At 59.9% G+C, this 15,804-nt stretch carries 13 protein-coding genes; 2 read left to right on the top strand and 11 right to left on the bottom strand.

The genetic code is table 11. The features are described 5' to 3' along the window. Window positions 1-11 precede the first annotated feature (11 nt). The 6 genes from HCK86_RS09450 to HCK86_RS09425 all read right to left on the bottom strand — a co-directional run bounded on the left by HCK86_RS09450 (window position 12) and on the right by HCK86_RS09425 (window position 5,220). Window positions 12-1,037, bottom strand: coding sequence for a ketose-bisphosphate aldolase (locus HCK86_RS09450; protein WP_176084225.1), 1,026 nt, complete (start codon window positions 1,035-1,037; stop codon window positions 12-14). 69 nt (window positions 1,038-1,106) lie between these two features. Next, window positions 1,107-1,904: a transporter substrate-binding domain-containing protein gene (locus HCK86_RS09445; RefSeq protein WP_176084224.1), complete on the bottom strand. Its 798-nt coding sequence runs from the start codon at window positions 1,902-1,904 to the stop codon at window positions 1,107-1,109. Window positions 1,905-1,922: 18 nt separating this feature from the next. Continuing rightward, window positions 1,923-2,534, bottom strand: a complete 612-nt coding sequence (locus tag HCK86_RS09440; RefSeq protein WP_246739534.1) for an amino acid ABC transporter permease — start codon at window positions 2,532-2,534, stop codon at window positions 1,923-1,925. Between the two features lie 42 nt (window positions 2,535-2,576). Beyond that, the gene (locus HCK86_RS09435; RefSeq protein ID WP_176084222.1) at window positions 2,577-3,248 is read right to left on the bottom strand and encodes an amino acid ABC transporter permease; all 672 of its coding nucleotides are present in this window, start codon (window positions 3,246-3,248) and stop codon (window positions 2,577-2,579) included. After that, window positions 3,245-4,309: a tagatose 1,6-diphosphate aldolase gene (locus HCK86_RS09430; RefSeq protein WP_176084221.1), complete on the bottom strand. Its 1,065-nt coding sequence runs from the start codon at window positions 4,307-4,309 to the stop codon at window positions 3,245-3,247. The genes HCK86_RS09435 and HCK86_RS09430 overlap by 4 nt, the downstream gene beginning before the upstream one ends. Continuing rightward, entirely contained in the window at window positions 4,306-5,220 is a 915-nt protein-coding gene (locus HCK86_RS09425) for a PfkB family carbohydrate kinase (RefSeq protein ID WP_176084220.1), read from the bottom strand. Before HCK86_RS09425 ends, HCK86_RS09430 begins: the two co-directional genes overlap by 4 nt. 224 nt (window positions 5,221-5,444) lie before the next feature. On the opposite strand from HCK86_RS09425, the gene edd reads away from it, so the two are divergent. After that, window positions 5,445-7,280 (top strand): phosphogluconate dehydratase, encoded by a 1,836-nt coding sequence (edd, locus tag HCK86_RS09420; protein ID WP_176084219.1) that lies wholly within the window; start codon window positions 5,445-5,447, stop codon window positions 7,278-7,280. Between the two features lie 391 nt (window positions 7,281-7,671). Here edd and HCK86_RS09415 read toward each other — a convergent pair whose 3' ends face one another. Further along, window positions 7,672-8,190, bottom strand: coding sequence for a DUF4405 domain-containing protein (locus tag HCK86_RS09415; protein ID WP_176084218.1), 519 nt, complete (start codon window positions 8,188-8,190; stop codon window positions 7,672-7,674). Between the two features lie 225 nt (window positions 8,191-8,415). On the opposite strand from HCK86_RS09415, the gene HCK86_RS09410 reads away from it, so the two are divergent. Further along, complete coding sequence (locus HCK86_RS09410; protein WP_210259865.1) at window positions 8,416-9,762, top strand: prolyl oligopeptidase family serine peptidase; 1,347 nt, start codon at window positions 8,416-8,418, stop codon at window positions 9,760-9,762. 173 nt (window positions 9,763-9,935) lie between these two features. Here the strand turns inward: HCK86_RS09410 and HCK86_RS09405 are convergent, their stop codons facing one another. The 4 genes from HCK86_RS09405 to HCK86_RS09390 form a co-directional block, all read right to left on the bottom strand. Next, window positions 9,936-10,676, bottom strand: coding sequence for an SDR family oxidoreductase (locus HCK86_RS09405; protein WP_176084217.1), 741 nt, complete (start codon window positions 10,674-10,676; stop codon window positions 9,936-9,938). A 38-nt stretch (window positions 10,677-10,714) separates the two neighbouring features. Then, a complete protein-coding gene (locus HCK86_RS09400; protein ID WP_210259864.1) occupies window positions 10,715-12,244 on the bottom strand; it encodes an MDR family MFS transporter in 1,530 nt (509 codons plus the stop codon). Window positions 12,245-12,307: 63 nt separating this feature from the next. Beyond that, entirely contained in the window at window positions 12,308-13,960 is a 1,653-nt protein-coding gene (locus HCK86_RS09395) for a tannase/feruloyl esterase family alpha/beta hydrolase (RefSeq protein WP_176084216.1), read from the bottom strand. 76 nt (window positions 13,961-14,036) lie between these two features. Continuing rightward, window positions 14,037-15,500: a prolyl oligopeptidase family serine peptidase gene (locus tag HCK86_RS09390; protein ID WP_176084215.1), complete on the bottom strand. Its 1,464-nt coding sequence runs from the start codon at window positions 15,498-15,500 to the stop codon at window positions 14,037-14,039. Window positions 15,501-15,804: the final 304 nt, after the last annotated feature.

The following is a 15,804-nucleotide window of genomic DNA, read 5'->3' as shown; positions in this document are numbered from 1 at the left end:
CTAAGCCGGCTTCAGGATTTCACCTTGGGTGCCAGTTCGCCCGCCTGGTAGCGTCTGGCCATGTCAGCCATGGGGATGACCTTGATTTTCGCCGCATTGCCAGCGGTTCCGAAATCTTCCAGCCTCTGGCGGCTGAGCCTGGTTATGGCATCCATGCCGGGCTTGACGAGATTGCGGATATCAAACTCACGGCGATCCTCCTGCAGGATCCGGCGGATCTGGCCGACAAGCGCCATGCGGTTATCGGTGTCGATGTTAACCTTACGCACACCGTGGCGGATACCGCGCTGGATTTCCTCGATAGGAACACCCCAGGTCTGCGGAATATCGGCACCATATTTGTTCATGATGTCCTGCAGTTCCTGCGGCACGGATGAAGAGCCATGCATCACGAGATGGGTGTCCGGCAGGCGGCGGTGGATCTCCTCAAGCAGGTCCATGGCCAGCACCTCACCATCGGGCTTGCGATCAAACTTGTAGGCACCGTGCGACGTCCCCATGGCGATGGCCAGCGCATCGACCTCCGTTGCCTTGGCAAAGGCGACAGCCTGTTCCGGATCGGTCAGCAGCCGGCTATCGGATCGATCCTTCAGCTTGCCAAGCACGCCGATCTCACCTTCCACAGATGCCCCCATCCAGTGCGCCATCGCGCTGACCTGAGACGTCACGGCGACATTGTAGTCATAGTCCGAAGGCGTCTTGCCGTCGACACCGAGAGAGCCGTCCATCATCACCGAGGTGAACTTATGCTGCAGGGCAGTGGCGCAGGTCGCCTGAGAGTTGCCGTGATCCTGATGCACCACCATTGGCACTTCGGGATACATTTTCTCGATCGCCGCAAACAGGCTCTCGATCATAATATCGCCGGCATAGGCGCGCGCCTTGGTGCCGACCTGGAGGATGACGGGGGCGTCAACGCTGCGTGCGGCATCCATGACGGCAATCATCTGCTCCATTGTCGTTACGCTGAATGCCGGGACGCCATAATTATATTCAGCGGCGTGATCGAGAAGCTGGCGAAGTGTCATTCTGGTCATGACAAACCTTTCCAAGGTATGCGTTCTTGAAGGGCAGGCTCCGCAGGACGCGGAGCCTGGATGTGGCGATCAGAAGACCGGCAGCGTCTCATTAGCGAGACCAAGCCACTGCTTCTGGGCAGCCTGCAGTTCGCCGGAATTCCAGAGCAGCATGATGTCCGTGTTCAGCCACTGGCGCAGGTCGAAGTCGTCACGTCGGACACCGATGCCCATCGGCGACTGGCGTACGGCGAATTTCCGGGCAAACTTGTCCGTCTGCGCGCTGATGGCGTTGGCGGCGGCGACCCCCGAAACGATGGCGTCGACCTGGCCGGTGAACAGTGCTTGATTGGTCGATGCATCATCCTCGAAGCGCTGGATATTCGTGCCATCCAGTGCCTTCTCCGTGATCAGTGTATCATTGGTCGTCGAACGGGTGACGCCGACGCGCTTGCCGACAAGGTCTTCGAGGCTGGCTATCTGCGAAGCGGCCGGCGCCAGCACCATCTGCTCATCGACATAAATCGAATTGGTGTACATGACCGCCTTCGCCCGTTCTGCGGTGATGCCGAAGGAGGAGACGATGATATCGACCTTGCCACTGGTCAGATTGGGAATGCGAGCCTGGGAAACCTGATCGACAATTTGCAGCTCGACGCCGAGATCGCGGGCGAGAAGCTTAGCAACGGCCACGTCAAATCCGGCAGGCTGCATGCTGGAATCGGTCATGCCATAGGGCGGTGTCGACAGGGAAATTCCGACCACCAGCTTGCCGCTCTGAATGATCTTGTCGAGCGTGCTGGTGGCGGTCTGGGCCAGACTGGCGGTTGTCATTGCCGCCAGCGTTATTGTCGCGATTGCAAGGGTCTTGGCGAATTTGATCATCATTTACTCCTCCTTTGACGATCATGATTGAGACAGGCGGCGCTCGAGGCGACGACTGACAAGCGTGATGGGAAAACAGATCAGAAAGTAAAAAGCGGCTGCCGTCAGATAGACTTCGAGCGGCTTGAAGGTCGCATTGCTGACGATCTGTGCGGTTCGGGTAAGCTCGATGATGCCGACAACGGACGCGAGCGACGTGTTCTTGATCAGCTGAACGAAGAAGCCGACCGTTGCCGGTGTCGCGACACGGATGGCCTGCGGTACGATGATGTGAAGCATAGTATCGCTGCGGCTGAGGCCGAGCGCATGCGCTCCCTCGCTCTGACCGACCGGAACGGACTGGATGGCGCCGCGCCAGATTTCTCCCAGAAAGGCGGCGGCATAGAACGAGAAGGCAACCGAGATCGCGACCATAGGCGGGACGTTGAAACCGATATAGGTGGCCCCGAAATAGGCTATGAAAAGCAACACCAGAAGCGGCGTCCCCTGAACGACGAAGATATAGACTTGAGCAATGCCGCGCAGGAGGCCGTGTTTTGACACCCGCATCAGCGTCAGGACTGATCCGGCAATCGAGCCTCCGATCAGGCCGATTGCGGCCAGCAGGACGGTCCAGCTGAGACCGACGAGCATGAATTGAATATGGTGAAGGCTGAATTGTTGAAACATCTTGTGCTAGCGCCCCAGATACTTGAACCGAAACACGCTGCGCTCAAAGACGACACAGCCGAGTTTGAGAATGGCGACAAGCCCGACATAGATGGCGGCGATGATCAGATAGATCTCCATGTTGCGCAGGGTCATGCCCTGAATGTCATTGCCGATGCCGGTCAGTTCGGGCACGGAGATCGCCGAAACCACGCTGGATGACAGCAGCAGCAGGATGAACTGGGCGGCAAGCGACGGAAATATCGCGGAGAATGCCGGCTTCAGGATCACGTAGCGGAAGATCTGCAGAGGCGACATGCCGAGCGAACGCCCCGCCTCGATCTGTCCTTTGGCGACGCTTTGAATGCCGGAACGGATGATTTCACTCGTATAGGCACCACCATAGATCGACATGGCCAGAATCGCAGCCGCAAGCGGTGTCAGCTTGATGCCGAGAGACGGCAGGCCAAAATAGATCAGGAAAACCTGAACGATGAACGGCGTATTGCGGATCGCCTCGACGTAGCAGAGCACGAAGATGCGCAGTGGCTTGAAGGCGCTGAGCAGCATACTGGCGCAGCAAAGCCCGATGAGAAGGGCAAAGAACATTGCGGCCAGCGAGATCACTATGGTCAGTTCGGCGCCCCTGATCAGAAGATCCGTTCGCGACAGGACGCCGCTGAAATCAAGATAGGTCACTGGTCCCGCCCCGTCTGCTGATAATCCGGGGCTAAGAGTGCGGAATAGCTAGCCGCAAAGCGCTCGCCATCCGGAACCATCTCGACCATGCCCTGCCAATGAGCATGCGCGTGCCAAGGCATTGCCAGACCTTCGGTGAGACGATTAAACCGATCCATGAAACGGGGCGCCTCGTCCTGCATCGCCACCTCCATGGCGTAAAGGTCAGGAAAATGGCTGAAAGCCTTCGCCCAGATTGCCCGGCCGGCAAGATATCCACTCGCACCCGCGCGATATGCAAAGGTAAGAAGGCGGAGGAAATTCTCCGGGCTGGAGCCTCCACTCAGCAGCAGCCACGGGCGGTGAACGTGGCGGGCCATGCGGTCAAAGGCTACCTGTGCGGCTGCGGCCTGCGGACCGTCCGGATCAGGTACATTGCTGACGGCGATGGGCGGTTCCAGCTTATAAAGATCGACACCCTGCGGATCCATGATGTCTGTGTCAGAGAGCGAACCTGCGATCAGTTCCGGCCGCTTGCCGTCAAATTCGGCAGCGCTCTCACCCGGCAGGGGGTAAACCAGAAATTCAAGCACGAAGGCGATGTCGTTCAGGCGGCACGCCCGCTTCACCGTTTCGAGATAGGCAAGTTGATGCGCCTTCACCTCCGGCGAGACATCTGGCCGGTACCAGAGATTGATCTTCACGGCGTCGCCGCCAATCCTCCGGATCAGTGCCGGATCCCATCCGGGAATGCTGGCGGACTTGCGGCCGGTTTCGGTGACCTCCCAGGTCGCCCACTCATTGGCAATGAGCAGGCCTCTCGAAGCCGGAATGTCGCGGATGCCAGCGGCATAGCCAAGCGGTGGATCGATGAGAACGGCCGACGCATGGGGCGCCAGATGACGCGCAAGCATGCGCTTGACGGCGGCAACATCTTCAAAGGGTGCCGCATCCAGCTTCCGCGCCTGCCGGATCGGGTTGACGATGGGGCCGGTCTGATCCATCGCCAGGATGCGAAAACGGCCATCGCTATCGGCGAGGCGACGCAGGCCCCAGTATTTTCCGGGTGATATTTCCATCATGCATTCTCCCTGAGCAGTTTGTCGACGGCCGGCCGGTCGGGAATGCTTTCCCAGCCACTGCCGCGAGCGCATTTGAGTGCTGCAGTCGCGCTGGCGAGCCGGGCCGCTTCCATAATCGGGAGACCTTCCGCGAGCCCCAGTGTGAAAGCGCCGTGGAAGATGTCGCCAGCGCCGTTGGTGTCGATCGCATCGACCGGAAAGGCCGGCACGTTTTTCACAGCCTCACCGTCATGCCAGAAAAAACCGCGGCTGCCGTCGGTCACGGAGACGATGCCGCGGCACAGCCTTGCCGCGACCGGTAGGGCCGCGACGATATCGCTCATACCGGTGAGGGTCGAAAGGCAGGCCGCCGAGAAGACGATGTGATCTGGCAGCTCGAGAAGTTCGTGCACCGCACTCATATCGCCGACATCGGCGTCCAGCACCGTGACAATACCGCGCTGCCGTGCCGCCGTGAAAATCGCCGCAGCGCCCTGCCACCAGCTGTAATCGGCCAGAACGCCATCGACATGATCCAGCTCGTCAAGAGGCAGCCACTCCGCCTCATTACCGAGATCCCGGCCGATAAAGCCGAAGGCCATGCGCTCTCCGCCCGGCGACACCAGTACGGTGCCAACCGGGCTCATTCCGCCGGCGACGCGCTTAACCGCCTCCGTTTTCACACCGAAGTGATTGAGCCGGGCGATAATCTGATCGCCGGTCTCATCCTCTCCCAGCCGGCCCCAATAGACCGCTTCAGCCCCGAGCCGGGCAACGGCGCAGGCCGCCGTCGCCGCAATGCCACCACCGGTGCGACGCACATCGGTCGCACGGAACTTGCAGGGTTCGGTCGGCAGTCGCGGGAGGTAGACAATCGTGTCGAGAAAGGCGTTGCCCAAAGTCGCGATACGTCTCGGCCTGTTAGATGACATCTTCACGGTCCGCAATATCCTCTCATCTGGCAGAACAAGACCGTCCCGGCGGAGGATGCTCCGCCTGGTTCCATCATCTTGCTGATCTGGGATCTCCTCCCCAGAGGCATTCCGCCGGTTATCGATTTTGATCAACGCTAAGCGCTACTTGACATGTAGTCAACAAAAATTACAAGTTGATTTACAGATAACAACAGGGACTGGCAACCAGCCAGGAAAATGGCATGGCCACGCATGACACCATTCGGCGTATCACCCACCGCATTGCCGAGCGTTCCGCAATCTCGCGGCGGTGTTACCTGGAAAACATGGCAAAGGCGGCGGCAAGCGGGCGCAACCGGACGAAGCTTGCCTGTGCCAATCTCGCCCATGTAGCAGCAGCAACCGATGCGGCTGAAAAGCGCGCTCTTCTGACCGCGAATGTCGCGAATATCGCAATTGTCACAGCCTATAACGACATGGTCTCGGCGCATCAGCCCTTCGAGCGTTTTCCAGCGCTGATCAGGGATGCAGCGCGCAGACATGGCGCTGTCGCCCAGGTAGCCGGTGGCGTTCCGGCCATGTGCGACGGTATCACCCAAGGTGCCGATGGCATGGAACTGTCGCTGTTCAGCCGCGATACCATTGCACTTGCCACTGTGGTGGCGCTGAGCCATAACGCATTTGATGCAGCGCTTTATCTCGGTGTCTGCGACAAGATCGTACCGGGACTGGTCATGGGCGCGCTCGGTTTCGGCCATCTGCCGGCGCTTTTCGTGCCAGGCGGTCCGATGCCCTCCGGATTGCCAAATCCGGAAAAATCACGCATCCGCCAACTGTATGCCGAAGGAAAGGTCGACCGGGAAGCCCTGCTTGATGCCGAGGTCAGATCCTATCATTCAGCCGGAACCTGCACTTTTTACGGCACGGCGAATTCCAACCAGATGCTGATGGAAATCATGGGACTTCATCTGCCGGGCGCAAGCTTTGTCAATCCCAACACGCCGCTTCGTGATGCCCTGACGGCGGCCGCAACTACACGGGTCATCGCCCTGTCTCCCCCGAGAAACGAAGCCGTTTCCCTCTGTCGAATCCTTGACGAACGCGCCTTTGTCAATGGCATCATCGGCCTTCTGGCAACCGGAGGATCCACCAATCACACCATGCATCTCGTCGCCATGGCGCGATGTGCCGGCATCATCCTGAGCTGGGATGACTTTGCCGACCTGTCATCCGTCATACCGCTGCTCGTGCGGGCCTATCCCAACGGCAACGCGGACATTAATCACTTCCATGCTGCTGGCGGCATGGGCTATCTGATCTCGACGCTTCTGTCTGCAGGCCTGCTAAACGACGATGCCGAAACCATCATGGGAACGGGGCTGGAGGCCTATACCGAGGAGCCCTGGCTTGACGATGGCGAACTCGCATGGCGACCTGCGGCTTCAACTTCGGGCGACGACACAGTCCTACGACCGGCCGCCGCCCCTTTCCAGCCGACCGGCGGCCTCAGCTTGCTGTCAGGCAATCTGGGCCGTGCCGTCATGAAGGTGTCTGCAATCCTGCCTCAGCATCGCGTGGTGAAGGCTCCGGCGCGGGTTTTCGCCTCGCAGTCGGCCCTGCTCAAAGCCCATGCCAGTGGGGCACTCGAACAGGATTTCATTGCCGTTCTGCCCTTTCAGGGGCCAAAGGCCTGCGGCATGCCGGAACTCCACAAGCTGACGTCAGCACTTGGCGCCCTTCAGGATCGAGGGTTCCGCGTAGCACTTCTCACAGATGGACGGATGTCGGGTGCGTCCGGCAAGGTCGCGGCCGCCATTCACGTCACTCCGGAGGCCGTCGACGGTGGCCTGATCGCGAAAATCCGCGATGGTGACCTTCTGGTGATTGATCCGGAAAATGCCCGCCTCGACGTGCTTGTCGATGATGAAATCCTGGCGGAACGTGTGGCGACGGCCATGCCCGAGACGAATTGTTTCGGAACCGGACGGGAGTATTTCGCCCATGCCCGCAACACTGTCGGTTCGGCGGAGACAGGTGCCTCCTATGTCGCGCCGGTTTGGCTGGCAACGCCTGATTGATCAGCGTCGGATCGAGCCAGCCCAGCGAAGCATTGGCACTGTGCCGATTGCGATACGACTCGGCTGAAACCTGAAAAATCTGTGACTTTCATCTCCCGCTAGAGCGACAACAAGCAACGAGCCTCAGTGCGCTACGCTCGTTGATATCAAAAGGGCTCATCCAGTATAGAAACGTCGCCGCGAGCTGGGATGCACACACTCGATGGATTGAATAGCCATTCAGTTCGTGGTTCGGCCATTCAAGAAGCGGCTCTCAAAACGGATCGCTTATCTCTCGCGAAAAATGACTTGCGCTGGCGCTTCGGTTGAAGCGCCAGCGCAGCGAGAACACTTTTGCGTCCGTTTGCGAGCGCAAGTGCTATTTCAGCCTTAATTGAAGACAGACGCACGTTCAATTGCCGAGCTGCAACAGCGCACTATAGACATCGGTCGCCGATTTCGATGAGTTCCTGGCAATTGCCGCGATCGTATCGTCAGGGCCGGAGACAGTGAAGCCTTTCGTCTGAAGCCCGCTGGTGACGGCATCGTCACTCAGCTTGAGAAGCGGTGCCACCTCGCTGACCGGCGCATTCTGGATCTTGTTGAGAAAGGCGAATTCAGGGCGCCCGCCGCCGCCCTCGCGCCCGCCACCATTGCCGGGCAGGCTGTCCAGCGCATAATAAAGGCCCCCCGCCACCGACAGCAGAAGTGCCACAAACATCGGCACATGCTTGAAATAATTGTTGAACGGCCGCCAGTTCTTCCAGATGTGCAGCACAAAGGGAAGCAGCAGGACCATGCTGAGCCAGACATGCATGTTATGAAACAGACCGTTCTGATAGTTGAAAAACAGAGCAGTCCCGGAGATCGCTGAAACGAGAAAGAGCCCCGTGACAAAAGGCGTGGCATATCGCGAGAAGATTTTCGGCATTGACGTGATCCGTTGCGTGACTGGAACAGTCAAAGGGACACTGTCCCGTATCGCCGTTCCAGAATATTAGCTGAGATTTTGGGGTCTGAACCAACGGAGAGCCAGATTTCAAGCGGCCTTGCATCGCCCTGCCGGTTGAAAAGAGCGCCGCTCCGATTATTTATGATACCATCATAGTTCCATAATTTAAAGCGCAATATCTGCGCCCATCGGAAAGGGCAGATCATGACATCTTTCACCCACCGCCACGCCTGCGGCTCATCGCGCCGAGACGTCATGAAACTGTTTGCGCTTGGCAGCGCACTCATGCTGACACCTGCCGGCTTCGCCTTGGCGCAGCAGCCGGCAGCCGGCGGCCCGCCATCGTTCGGCCCGCCACTTCCCGCCCATATCCGCGGCAGCACGGCCATCACCGCGGTCTTTGGCGACGGTCAGAAGCTGACTGCCATCGCCATCGGCTACGACGCGGAAATCGACAGCACCGCGCTCTCTACCACCGCCTTCTCTGTCAAGGATCGCACGATCACCCGCGTCTACGCGAATACGACAGCCGCTCCGGCAGATCACGGCAGGAATGGCCGGTTCGTCATTGTCGAGCTCTCGCCTGATGATACGAATGCGGCCACCTTCGCCAGTGATGGCCGCGACATCACGCGCCGGGATGCGACCGAAATCGTCACGCAGACTGGAAACGTCAGGACGGTGGGAGGAGCAGACTACGCTCCAAGCGATGTTGTCGTACCGATCACCAGCGTTTCCAACACGGTCGTAGACGATTTCGACCAGATGGTGCTCAGCGATCCTGCAACGGGCAACGTTGTCGAATACAATCTCTATGTCCCGAAAAACTATGATCCCTCGAAGTCCTATCCACTGGTCCTCTTCATGCATGATGCCGGCGTCACCAGCCCGGTAGCGGAGACGACGTTGAAACAGGGTCTGGGTGCTGTCGTGTGGGCGGAACCAGAAGAACAGGCTAAGCACGAAGCCTTTGTCCTGGCGCCGCAATTTTCCGTCCAGGTCGCCGGCGACAACAGTGACGACACAAGCTGGGCGGATACCATTGTCAATCTGCTCGCAGATGTTTCAAATCGTTACAGCATTGATCAGAACCGGCTCTACACCACGGGCCAGTCGGGCGGCGCTATGTTGTCGCTGGCCATTATGATCAAGCATCCCGATCTGTTCGCGGCCGCCTTCATCGTTGCCGGGCAATGGGACCCCGCCAAGGTTGCGCCGCTGGCCAAAACGCGGCAATGGATCGTGGTCTCCGAAGGCGACGCCAAGGCCTATCCGACCGAAAATGAAATGACGGCGGTTTACGAGACACTCGGCACCAGGGTTGCCAAGGCCAGCTGGAGCGGCCTGTCCACGCCGGCGGAGTTTGCCACGCAGGTCAGGGCGATGGAGTCCGAGAAAGCGCCGATCAACTATACGGTGCTTGAAAAGGGTACGGTGGTCCCGACTGGTCAGTCCGATGATCCGGGAAGCAATCACATCAACACTTGGCGCATCGCCTACAGAGTCGAGGGAATCCGGGACTGGCTGTTTCAACAGGTGAAACCGCAATAAATCCGATCAAGGACGTAGTCGCGCGCCGCAAGCTGAAAACGCTGTCCATGGGCCTCGCCCGGCTGACCATGAACAGCGCAAGCCGATTTTTCCAGCCCGTGCCGCCATTGCCGACATGGAGATCATTTCCGGCAATCCCTTTTGTTCGACGGCGGCACCTGCCCTGATGCCCGTCAGCTTATCAGCGCCAGACCGCCATCAACGATGATGGTCTGGCCGGTGATGAAACCGCACTGCATCAAAAACAGATAGGCAAGGGCGACTTCCCGCGGCTTGCCTGTGCGGGCAAGCGGTATCTGTCCGGCAAAACGGAGCCGCGTCGCCTCCACCTCGGCTGCCGGAACGTCGCGCCAGAGCGGCGTCGGCGTCCAGGTTGGTGCTACCGCATTCGCTCTCGCCCGCGGTGCCAGTTCAACCGCAAGCCCCCGCACCAGGGTCGAAATGCCTTCATTGCCGACGATCGCCCCCGATGCATTGTCGGGACGGCCACCGGAACCGGCTGTCAGCGTGAGGCTGCCGGTTTCAGCGAGATAGGGGGCGAGCGTGCGGGCAATCTGGAGGTTTGAGAAGAATTTATCTTCAATGGCATTGCGAATTGTCGCCATGTCTGCGGCAAGGAAACCGCCGCCCATAGCGCCTCCGACCATCGACACGGCATGGTCAACGGGCCCGATTGCCTCCAGCAGCCCGCGTAAGGCGTCGCTGTCCGTCGCATTCAGCGCGTATCCTTCTGCAAGGCTACCGCCTGCCTGCAACCTTGCGGCGGCGTGTTCACACTTGTCTTCATCCCGGCCGACGATGATCAGCTTTGCGCCTTGCGCTCCTGCGAGTTGGGCGATCTCAAACCCGAAACCGGAACTGCCGGCGAGTATCAGAACCGTCTTGTTGCTGAGAAATCCCGTCTTGTCTGTCATTTCTGGTCCTTTCGTCGCTCTTCACCGAAGGCGCTGCTTCAGGCTGGTTTGTGCCCGGTTGTCACGAAATCCGTACCGCGGAGCGTCAACGCCAGGATGAAGGCGAACGCCATGACCCCGCCGCCGATCTCGAAGCTTGCCGTTATCGCATCGCCAAAAGCAGAGATAATGACCGGCCGAAATGTATCGGGCAGGGCCGCAATCGTACCCATGCCGCCATTGATGACCGCCTGCACGTCAATCTCGGTGTGGCGCGCCAGATCGGCGCCGAGCCGGGCGGTCATCACGCCGCCGGAAACGGCAACGCCAAGCGCGCCGCCCATGGAGCGGATGAAGGACATGCTGGCCGTGGCAACGCCCATTTCCGCCTGCGGTACGGCATTTTGCACAATCGCTGTGGCATTGGGCATGGCAACGCCCATGCCGAGGCCGAGAATGGCGAGCGCGCCCCAGAACCAGGGAATACCCGCGCCAGCACTGGCAAGAAGCGCCAGACTCGCCAGCCCGCCCGCTTCCAGGGCGATGCCGCCAGCCATGAACAGCTTCGGACGGCCAAGATCGGCCGAGATCTTGCCGCCGATCACCGAACTGGCCAGCATCATCAAGATCTGCGGCAGCAGCATGAAACCCGCTTCGGCCGGATTGAGTCCCAAAACCAGCTGGAAATAGAGCGGCAGAAACACCATCGCGCTCATCATGGCAAAGCCCATGCAGCCCATGGTGACGGTCCCGACGGTAAAACTCTGGATGCGGAAAAGCGCCAGGCTCAGCACCGGCTCGGCCGCATGCCGCTCGCGCCATATGAAAAGGCCCACAAGCACAATGACAGTCGCAATGACGCTGGCCGCCTGCCATGATCGCCAGGCAAACAGCGAGCCACCCCAGCTGAACAGAAGCAATGCCAAGGCCGCTGCTGCCGCGAGCAGAACCGCACCGGCATAGTCGATCTGGTGGGCAACACGCCGGCCGCTCGGCTTCAACGCCCGCAGGATCAGCGCCAGCGCGACAAGGCCCACGGGCAGGTTGACATAGAACACCCATCGCCAGGACAATGCCGTCGTCAGCCCGCCGCCCAGAATGGGCCCCGCCACGGCGGAAAGGGCAAAGGCCGCCGTAAACAGCCCCTGATAGCGAACCCGCTCGCGCGGTCCGACCACATCTGAAATGATCGTCTGGGTGAGCGTCATCAGCCCGCCAGCCCCTATGCCCTGAACCAGCCGGAAGAACACGAGCTGTCCCATCGACTGGGCCACTCCGCATAAGGCCGACGCGCCAATGAACAGGCAGATTGCCAGAACCAGGAAATTGCGGCGACCGAACATATCGCTCAGCTTGCCGAACATCGGCGTGGCAATCGTCGAGCTCAGCATGAAGGCCGTAACCACCCAGGACAGATGGGCGAGCCCGCCAAGATCACTTGCCATGCGGGGTAATGCCGTATTGACGATGCTTTGGTCCAGCGAGGCGAGGATCATCGAAAGCATCAGCCCTGCAAGGATCATCCTGAGATCGGTCCCGGGCTGCGATGTGGATGAAGGATCGGGGATTTCGTCTGTTGAATGGCGCATTCACATGTCTTTCAGGACCGCGCGCTGCACAGGGGGAGGCAGCGCGCGCCACGTTTCGTTGCTTCAGTCAGCCGGGGTATAGCGAGCAAAGAAGTCCGCACCCGGCCAGTCATGCAGTGTCACGATCTCGGCTGCGGGACCTTTGTGCCAGGTCGTCCCGTCGGTCACTTCACCCTTTCCACTCCATTCAGCGGTTGCGGGATAGGGATAGACCGGACGGGTCATGGCGGGCAGCGGTGCCACGCCGAGATCGGCCAGTTGCGGGTGGCCGCCGCCATCACCGACGCTTCCGTCGGGTTGCCCGAAGGTCGAGGTGTCATCGGTTGACGCTGTCATGATGCCGTCAGGGGCGCTGCCGGTTTCGACCCATTCCATCATGGGGGTGAGAAGGTCGAGCGCTGCCGGCCCCTGGCCGCCGCCACAATGGCCAACGCCGGGGAGAAGATAGAGGCGCTCAAAGCCGTCAACAGTCTCTGCGCCCATGTCGCGGATCATGCCTTTGTGAAAGCTAACCGTATTGGCCGGTGAAATATGCTGATCGGCCAGCCCGTGCCACAGGATGAGCTTGCCGCCATCCTGCTGGAACGCAGACAGATCGGTCATGGTGGCGTCGAACAGCGGATGGCGGGTGCGCAGGGCGTTGAGTGTTGCCTCGGTGAATTTCAGATCTGACAGCTGTGCATCCGGCACAGCTGTTTCAAATGCCAGATAGCGCATGACCGGCTCAACAATCTTCTGGGAAAACAGCTCGCTATCCGCATTGTCAGCAACGAATACACCCTGCCAGCCGAGTTCCGAGCCGTAGAGCGGATTGCCTGTCGTCAGCGGCGCACCGGTTTGCGGGTCGTGCGGGCCAGCATAAATCTTGGCAAGCGCATCGGCCTGCTCCTGTGTCAGCCCCTTGCCGACAAGCGTCTGCGGATCGAACTGGCAGAGCGCCGGCTGGGCGATCAGACCGTCCACCAGGCCATCATTGGCATCACAGGCATCCAGCACGGCCTGATGAATCAAGGGCAGAAGCTTTGATGTCAGGATGACTTGACCATCCGCATCATAATTGGAGCGGGCAAGCCAGCCATGATGCAGTGTGTTCTGCACCTGAAACAGCATGGCTGGTGCACCGGCAATGATACCGTTGAAGTCGTCAGGGAAGCGCATTGCCTCCATCACGGCTTCACGCCCGCCATCCGAGCAGCCGTTGAAATAGCTGTAGCGCGGGTCCTGTCCGTAATATGCGGCGATCAGCGCCTTGGCCGCTTCAGCAGTGAGATGCTGGGCGCGATAGGCAAAGTCGTTGCGCTGCTGTTCATCAAGCCCCCAGGCCCCGCTTGGGTCACTGTGGCCCATATCGGTTGCCGCCATGACAAATTCACCATTGGTGAGCGGCGTGCAGCCGGACGATGCGCCCGAACGCAGTGTGATCATGCCGCAAAGCCCGCCGCAGCCGACCTGCAGATAGCGCTGCGTCCACGTCTTCACCGGAAGCAGGACTTGGAAATTGATCTTCGGCGCCAGCGCGCCCTTGACGTTGCAGACCGCGATGCCATCCGACGTCGTCTCCTCTGCCGAGTTGACCTTGCTGCCAGACCCGCCGATCGCACTCAGATCTGCCTTGAGCAGGGCGCTGCACGGAACAGCCGCCGGGATTGCAGTGAGATCCGCAGGCGCGGCATGCGCTGCAACAGGTGAGAAGACCATCGCCAGAACAGCGGCCATCAACAAGCGCGCAACGGTGATGGGTTGTTGCCTGCAAGACATTTCTATCCCTTTCCGAACCTTGTAACGCACGGTGTCAGACCTTCTTCGTCTGGCTGAACAGCCAGTCACGGGCAGCCTTGATGTAGAAGAATTTCCGCGCGGACCCCATGTGATCGACGCCGTCAAACGTCAGGAAGGTGATATTGCCGCCCTCGCCGAGATAGCCATCGACCTGCGCCGTCAGCGCGTGTTGATCATCGACAGGGAAGATCAGCGCGGGATCCAGAAGCGCATCCGGGCGTGTCACCGTCCCGCCGGCCTCCCGCCAGACTGGGACGCATTCCTCCTCCCAGGGTGTGGCCTTCTGATCCTCAGAGCCGGTGATGATCAAGAGGTTTTGCGACGCCAGGGTTTCCACATCCTGCGGCCGTTGCTGGCCGGCAATGACGAGGCCGGCGGCAAAGGTTTCCGGGTGTTTCGCCATCAGCCAGAGTGTCGTCATCGCTCCCATGGACCAGCCGGTGCAATAAACCCGGCTGGGATCGATCTTCAGCACCTTGTCACGGCGGTCCGCGAGATTGGGGTTGCCGAAATTCCACGTGTTTCGCATCAGCGACTGAACCAGCCGATAGGTATTTTCAACGTCGGGCGTATGTTCCCAGTAATCATTCATCGTCGTGCGCTCATAGCGCGGCGTTATGACGACGCATTCATGCCGGGCCTGCTCTTCGGGCATGCCCCAGATACTGGCAATGCAGGTTTCCGTCAGCGTCTGTGCGCAGGTGCCATCATAGCTCGTACCCGAATGGGTGATGGCAAGCAGCAACGGATAGCTCTTTTCCTCGCCGCCGGGTTCGAGGAAGGATTTCGGCAGGTAGATACTGTATTCCAGCCAGGCCGAGCGGCTGTCATCCCACCACCAGTGGTTCTGCTCCCAGGCATCCACGCCCCGGATCACAACACTGTTGCCGCGCGCACCGACATTGCTCCACGACTTTGCCGCCGCAGCATAGACCACGCCATCGCTCGTTTTCACATCTCTGAGCTGTGTGAGCGAAACCATGTCGCTGTCGGTGGTCGGCAGGCTCAGATCCTCGGCATGGGCGAATTCGGCAATGACATACCGGCCGGCAACGCTTTTCTGATCCGGCCGCAGCGCCGCTGCAGCATTGGTGTAGATCGCGGCAACCGCGCGTGGCACGGCGGGCGCGGTCGTCGCATCCTTGTCCGGGCCGGTGGGCATGCCGGGAAAATAACCTTCCGCGGCAGGAACCACTCCGGTGGCAAAGCTGTCGGGCGAAAGGCTTTCCGGGTCGATGGCCGTGTCATATTCAACGGCGATGCCATAGACCTTTTCGCCACCGCCCGTCACTTCGCATATCGCCGTAATCCCCTGAATACCCGGCGTCTTCGGACCTTCATCCGTACCCGGCATCGCCGACGAGGCAATGTTGAAGGCGCTGCCTGCGCTCTGGGCAGCAGCCGTCCTGAGACACAGGCCGAGCGATGCCACGGCAGCCCCCGCCAGCATGAAGTTTCGTCTGGAAAGATACGACATGGATTGTTTCCTCACGGCTTGTGCTGATGGCACGCGCCAACGTCATGCTTCTCGCAGGAAGCACCTGACCCTGTATTTTTGCTGTTTGTTTTAGTGGTACTCAATTCGTACCATAATATCGCAAGGGCCGGACTTCGTCAACGAAGCCCGGGAAACGGCGCGCCGCACAACGTGATCGGTGACGGACAGCAGCGCCCCGCCATCCGGGTCCGTCAGCATGATCGAGATGGCTAAGCCCTGTGAGGACGATATTGATCCGGGCCAGGATCTCCTGCCGCTGATGCGTGCGATCCGGTGGCGCTTT

The organism is Martelella sp. HB161492, from assembly GCF_013184775.1.
GTDB lineage: Bacteria > Pseudomonadota > Alphaproteobacteria > Rhizobiales > Rhizobiaceae > Martelella.
This window is presented reverse-complemented; position numbering and strand designations above follow the sequence as displayed.

Bases quoted from the DNA above. Each gene is read 5' to 3' on its own strand.
- HCK86_RS09440 (WP_246739534.1), bottom strand. From the start codon at position 2,534: ATGCTCGTCGGTCTCAGCTGGACCGTCCTGCTGGCCGCAATCGGCCTG.
- HCK86_RS09400 (WP_210259864.1), bottom strand. From the start codon at position 12,244: ATGCGCCATTCAACAGACGAAATCCCCGATCCTTCATCCACATCGCAG.
- HCK86_RS09430 (WP_176084221.1), bottom strand. From the start codon at position 4,309: ATGATGGAAATATCACCCGGAAAATACTGGGGCCTGCGTCGCCTCGCC.
- HCK86_RS09415 (WP_176084218.1), bottom strand. From the start codon at position 8,190: ATGCCGAAAATCTTCTCGCGATATGCCACGCCTTTTGTCACGGGGCTC.
- HCK86_RS09410 (WP_210259865.1), top strand. From the start codon at position 8,416: ATGACATCTTTCACCCACCGCCACGCCTGCGGCTCATCGCGCCGAGAC.
- HCK86_RS09390 (WP_176084215.1), bottom strand. From the start codon at position 15,500: ATGTCGTATCTTTCCAGACGAAACTTCATGCTGGCGGGGGCTGCCGTG.
- HCK86_RS09445 (WP_176084224.1), bottom strand. From the start codon at position 1,904: ATGATGATCAAATTCGCCAAGACCCTTGCAATCGCGACAATAACGCTG.
- HCK86_RS09395 (WP_176084216.1), bottom strand. From the start codon at position 13,960: ATGGCCGCTGTTCTGGCGATGGTCTTCTCACCTGTTGCAGCGCATGCC.
- HCK86_RS09450 (WP_176084225.1), bottom strand. From the start codon at position 1,037: ATGACCAGAATGACACTTCGCCAGCTTCTCGATCACGCCGCTGAATAT.
- HCK86_RS09405 (WP_176084217.1), bottom strand. From the start codon at position 10,676: ATGACAGACAAGACGGGATTTCTCAGCAACAAGACGGTTCTGATACTC.
- edd (WP_176084219.1), top strand. From the start codon at position 5,445: ATGGCCACGCATGACACCATTCGGCGTATCACCCACCGCATTGCCGAG.
- HCK86_RS09425 (WP_176084220.1), bottom strand. From the start codon at position 5,220: ATGTCATCTAACAGGCCGAGACGTATCGCGACTTTGGGCAACGCCTTT.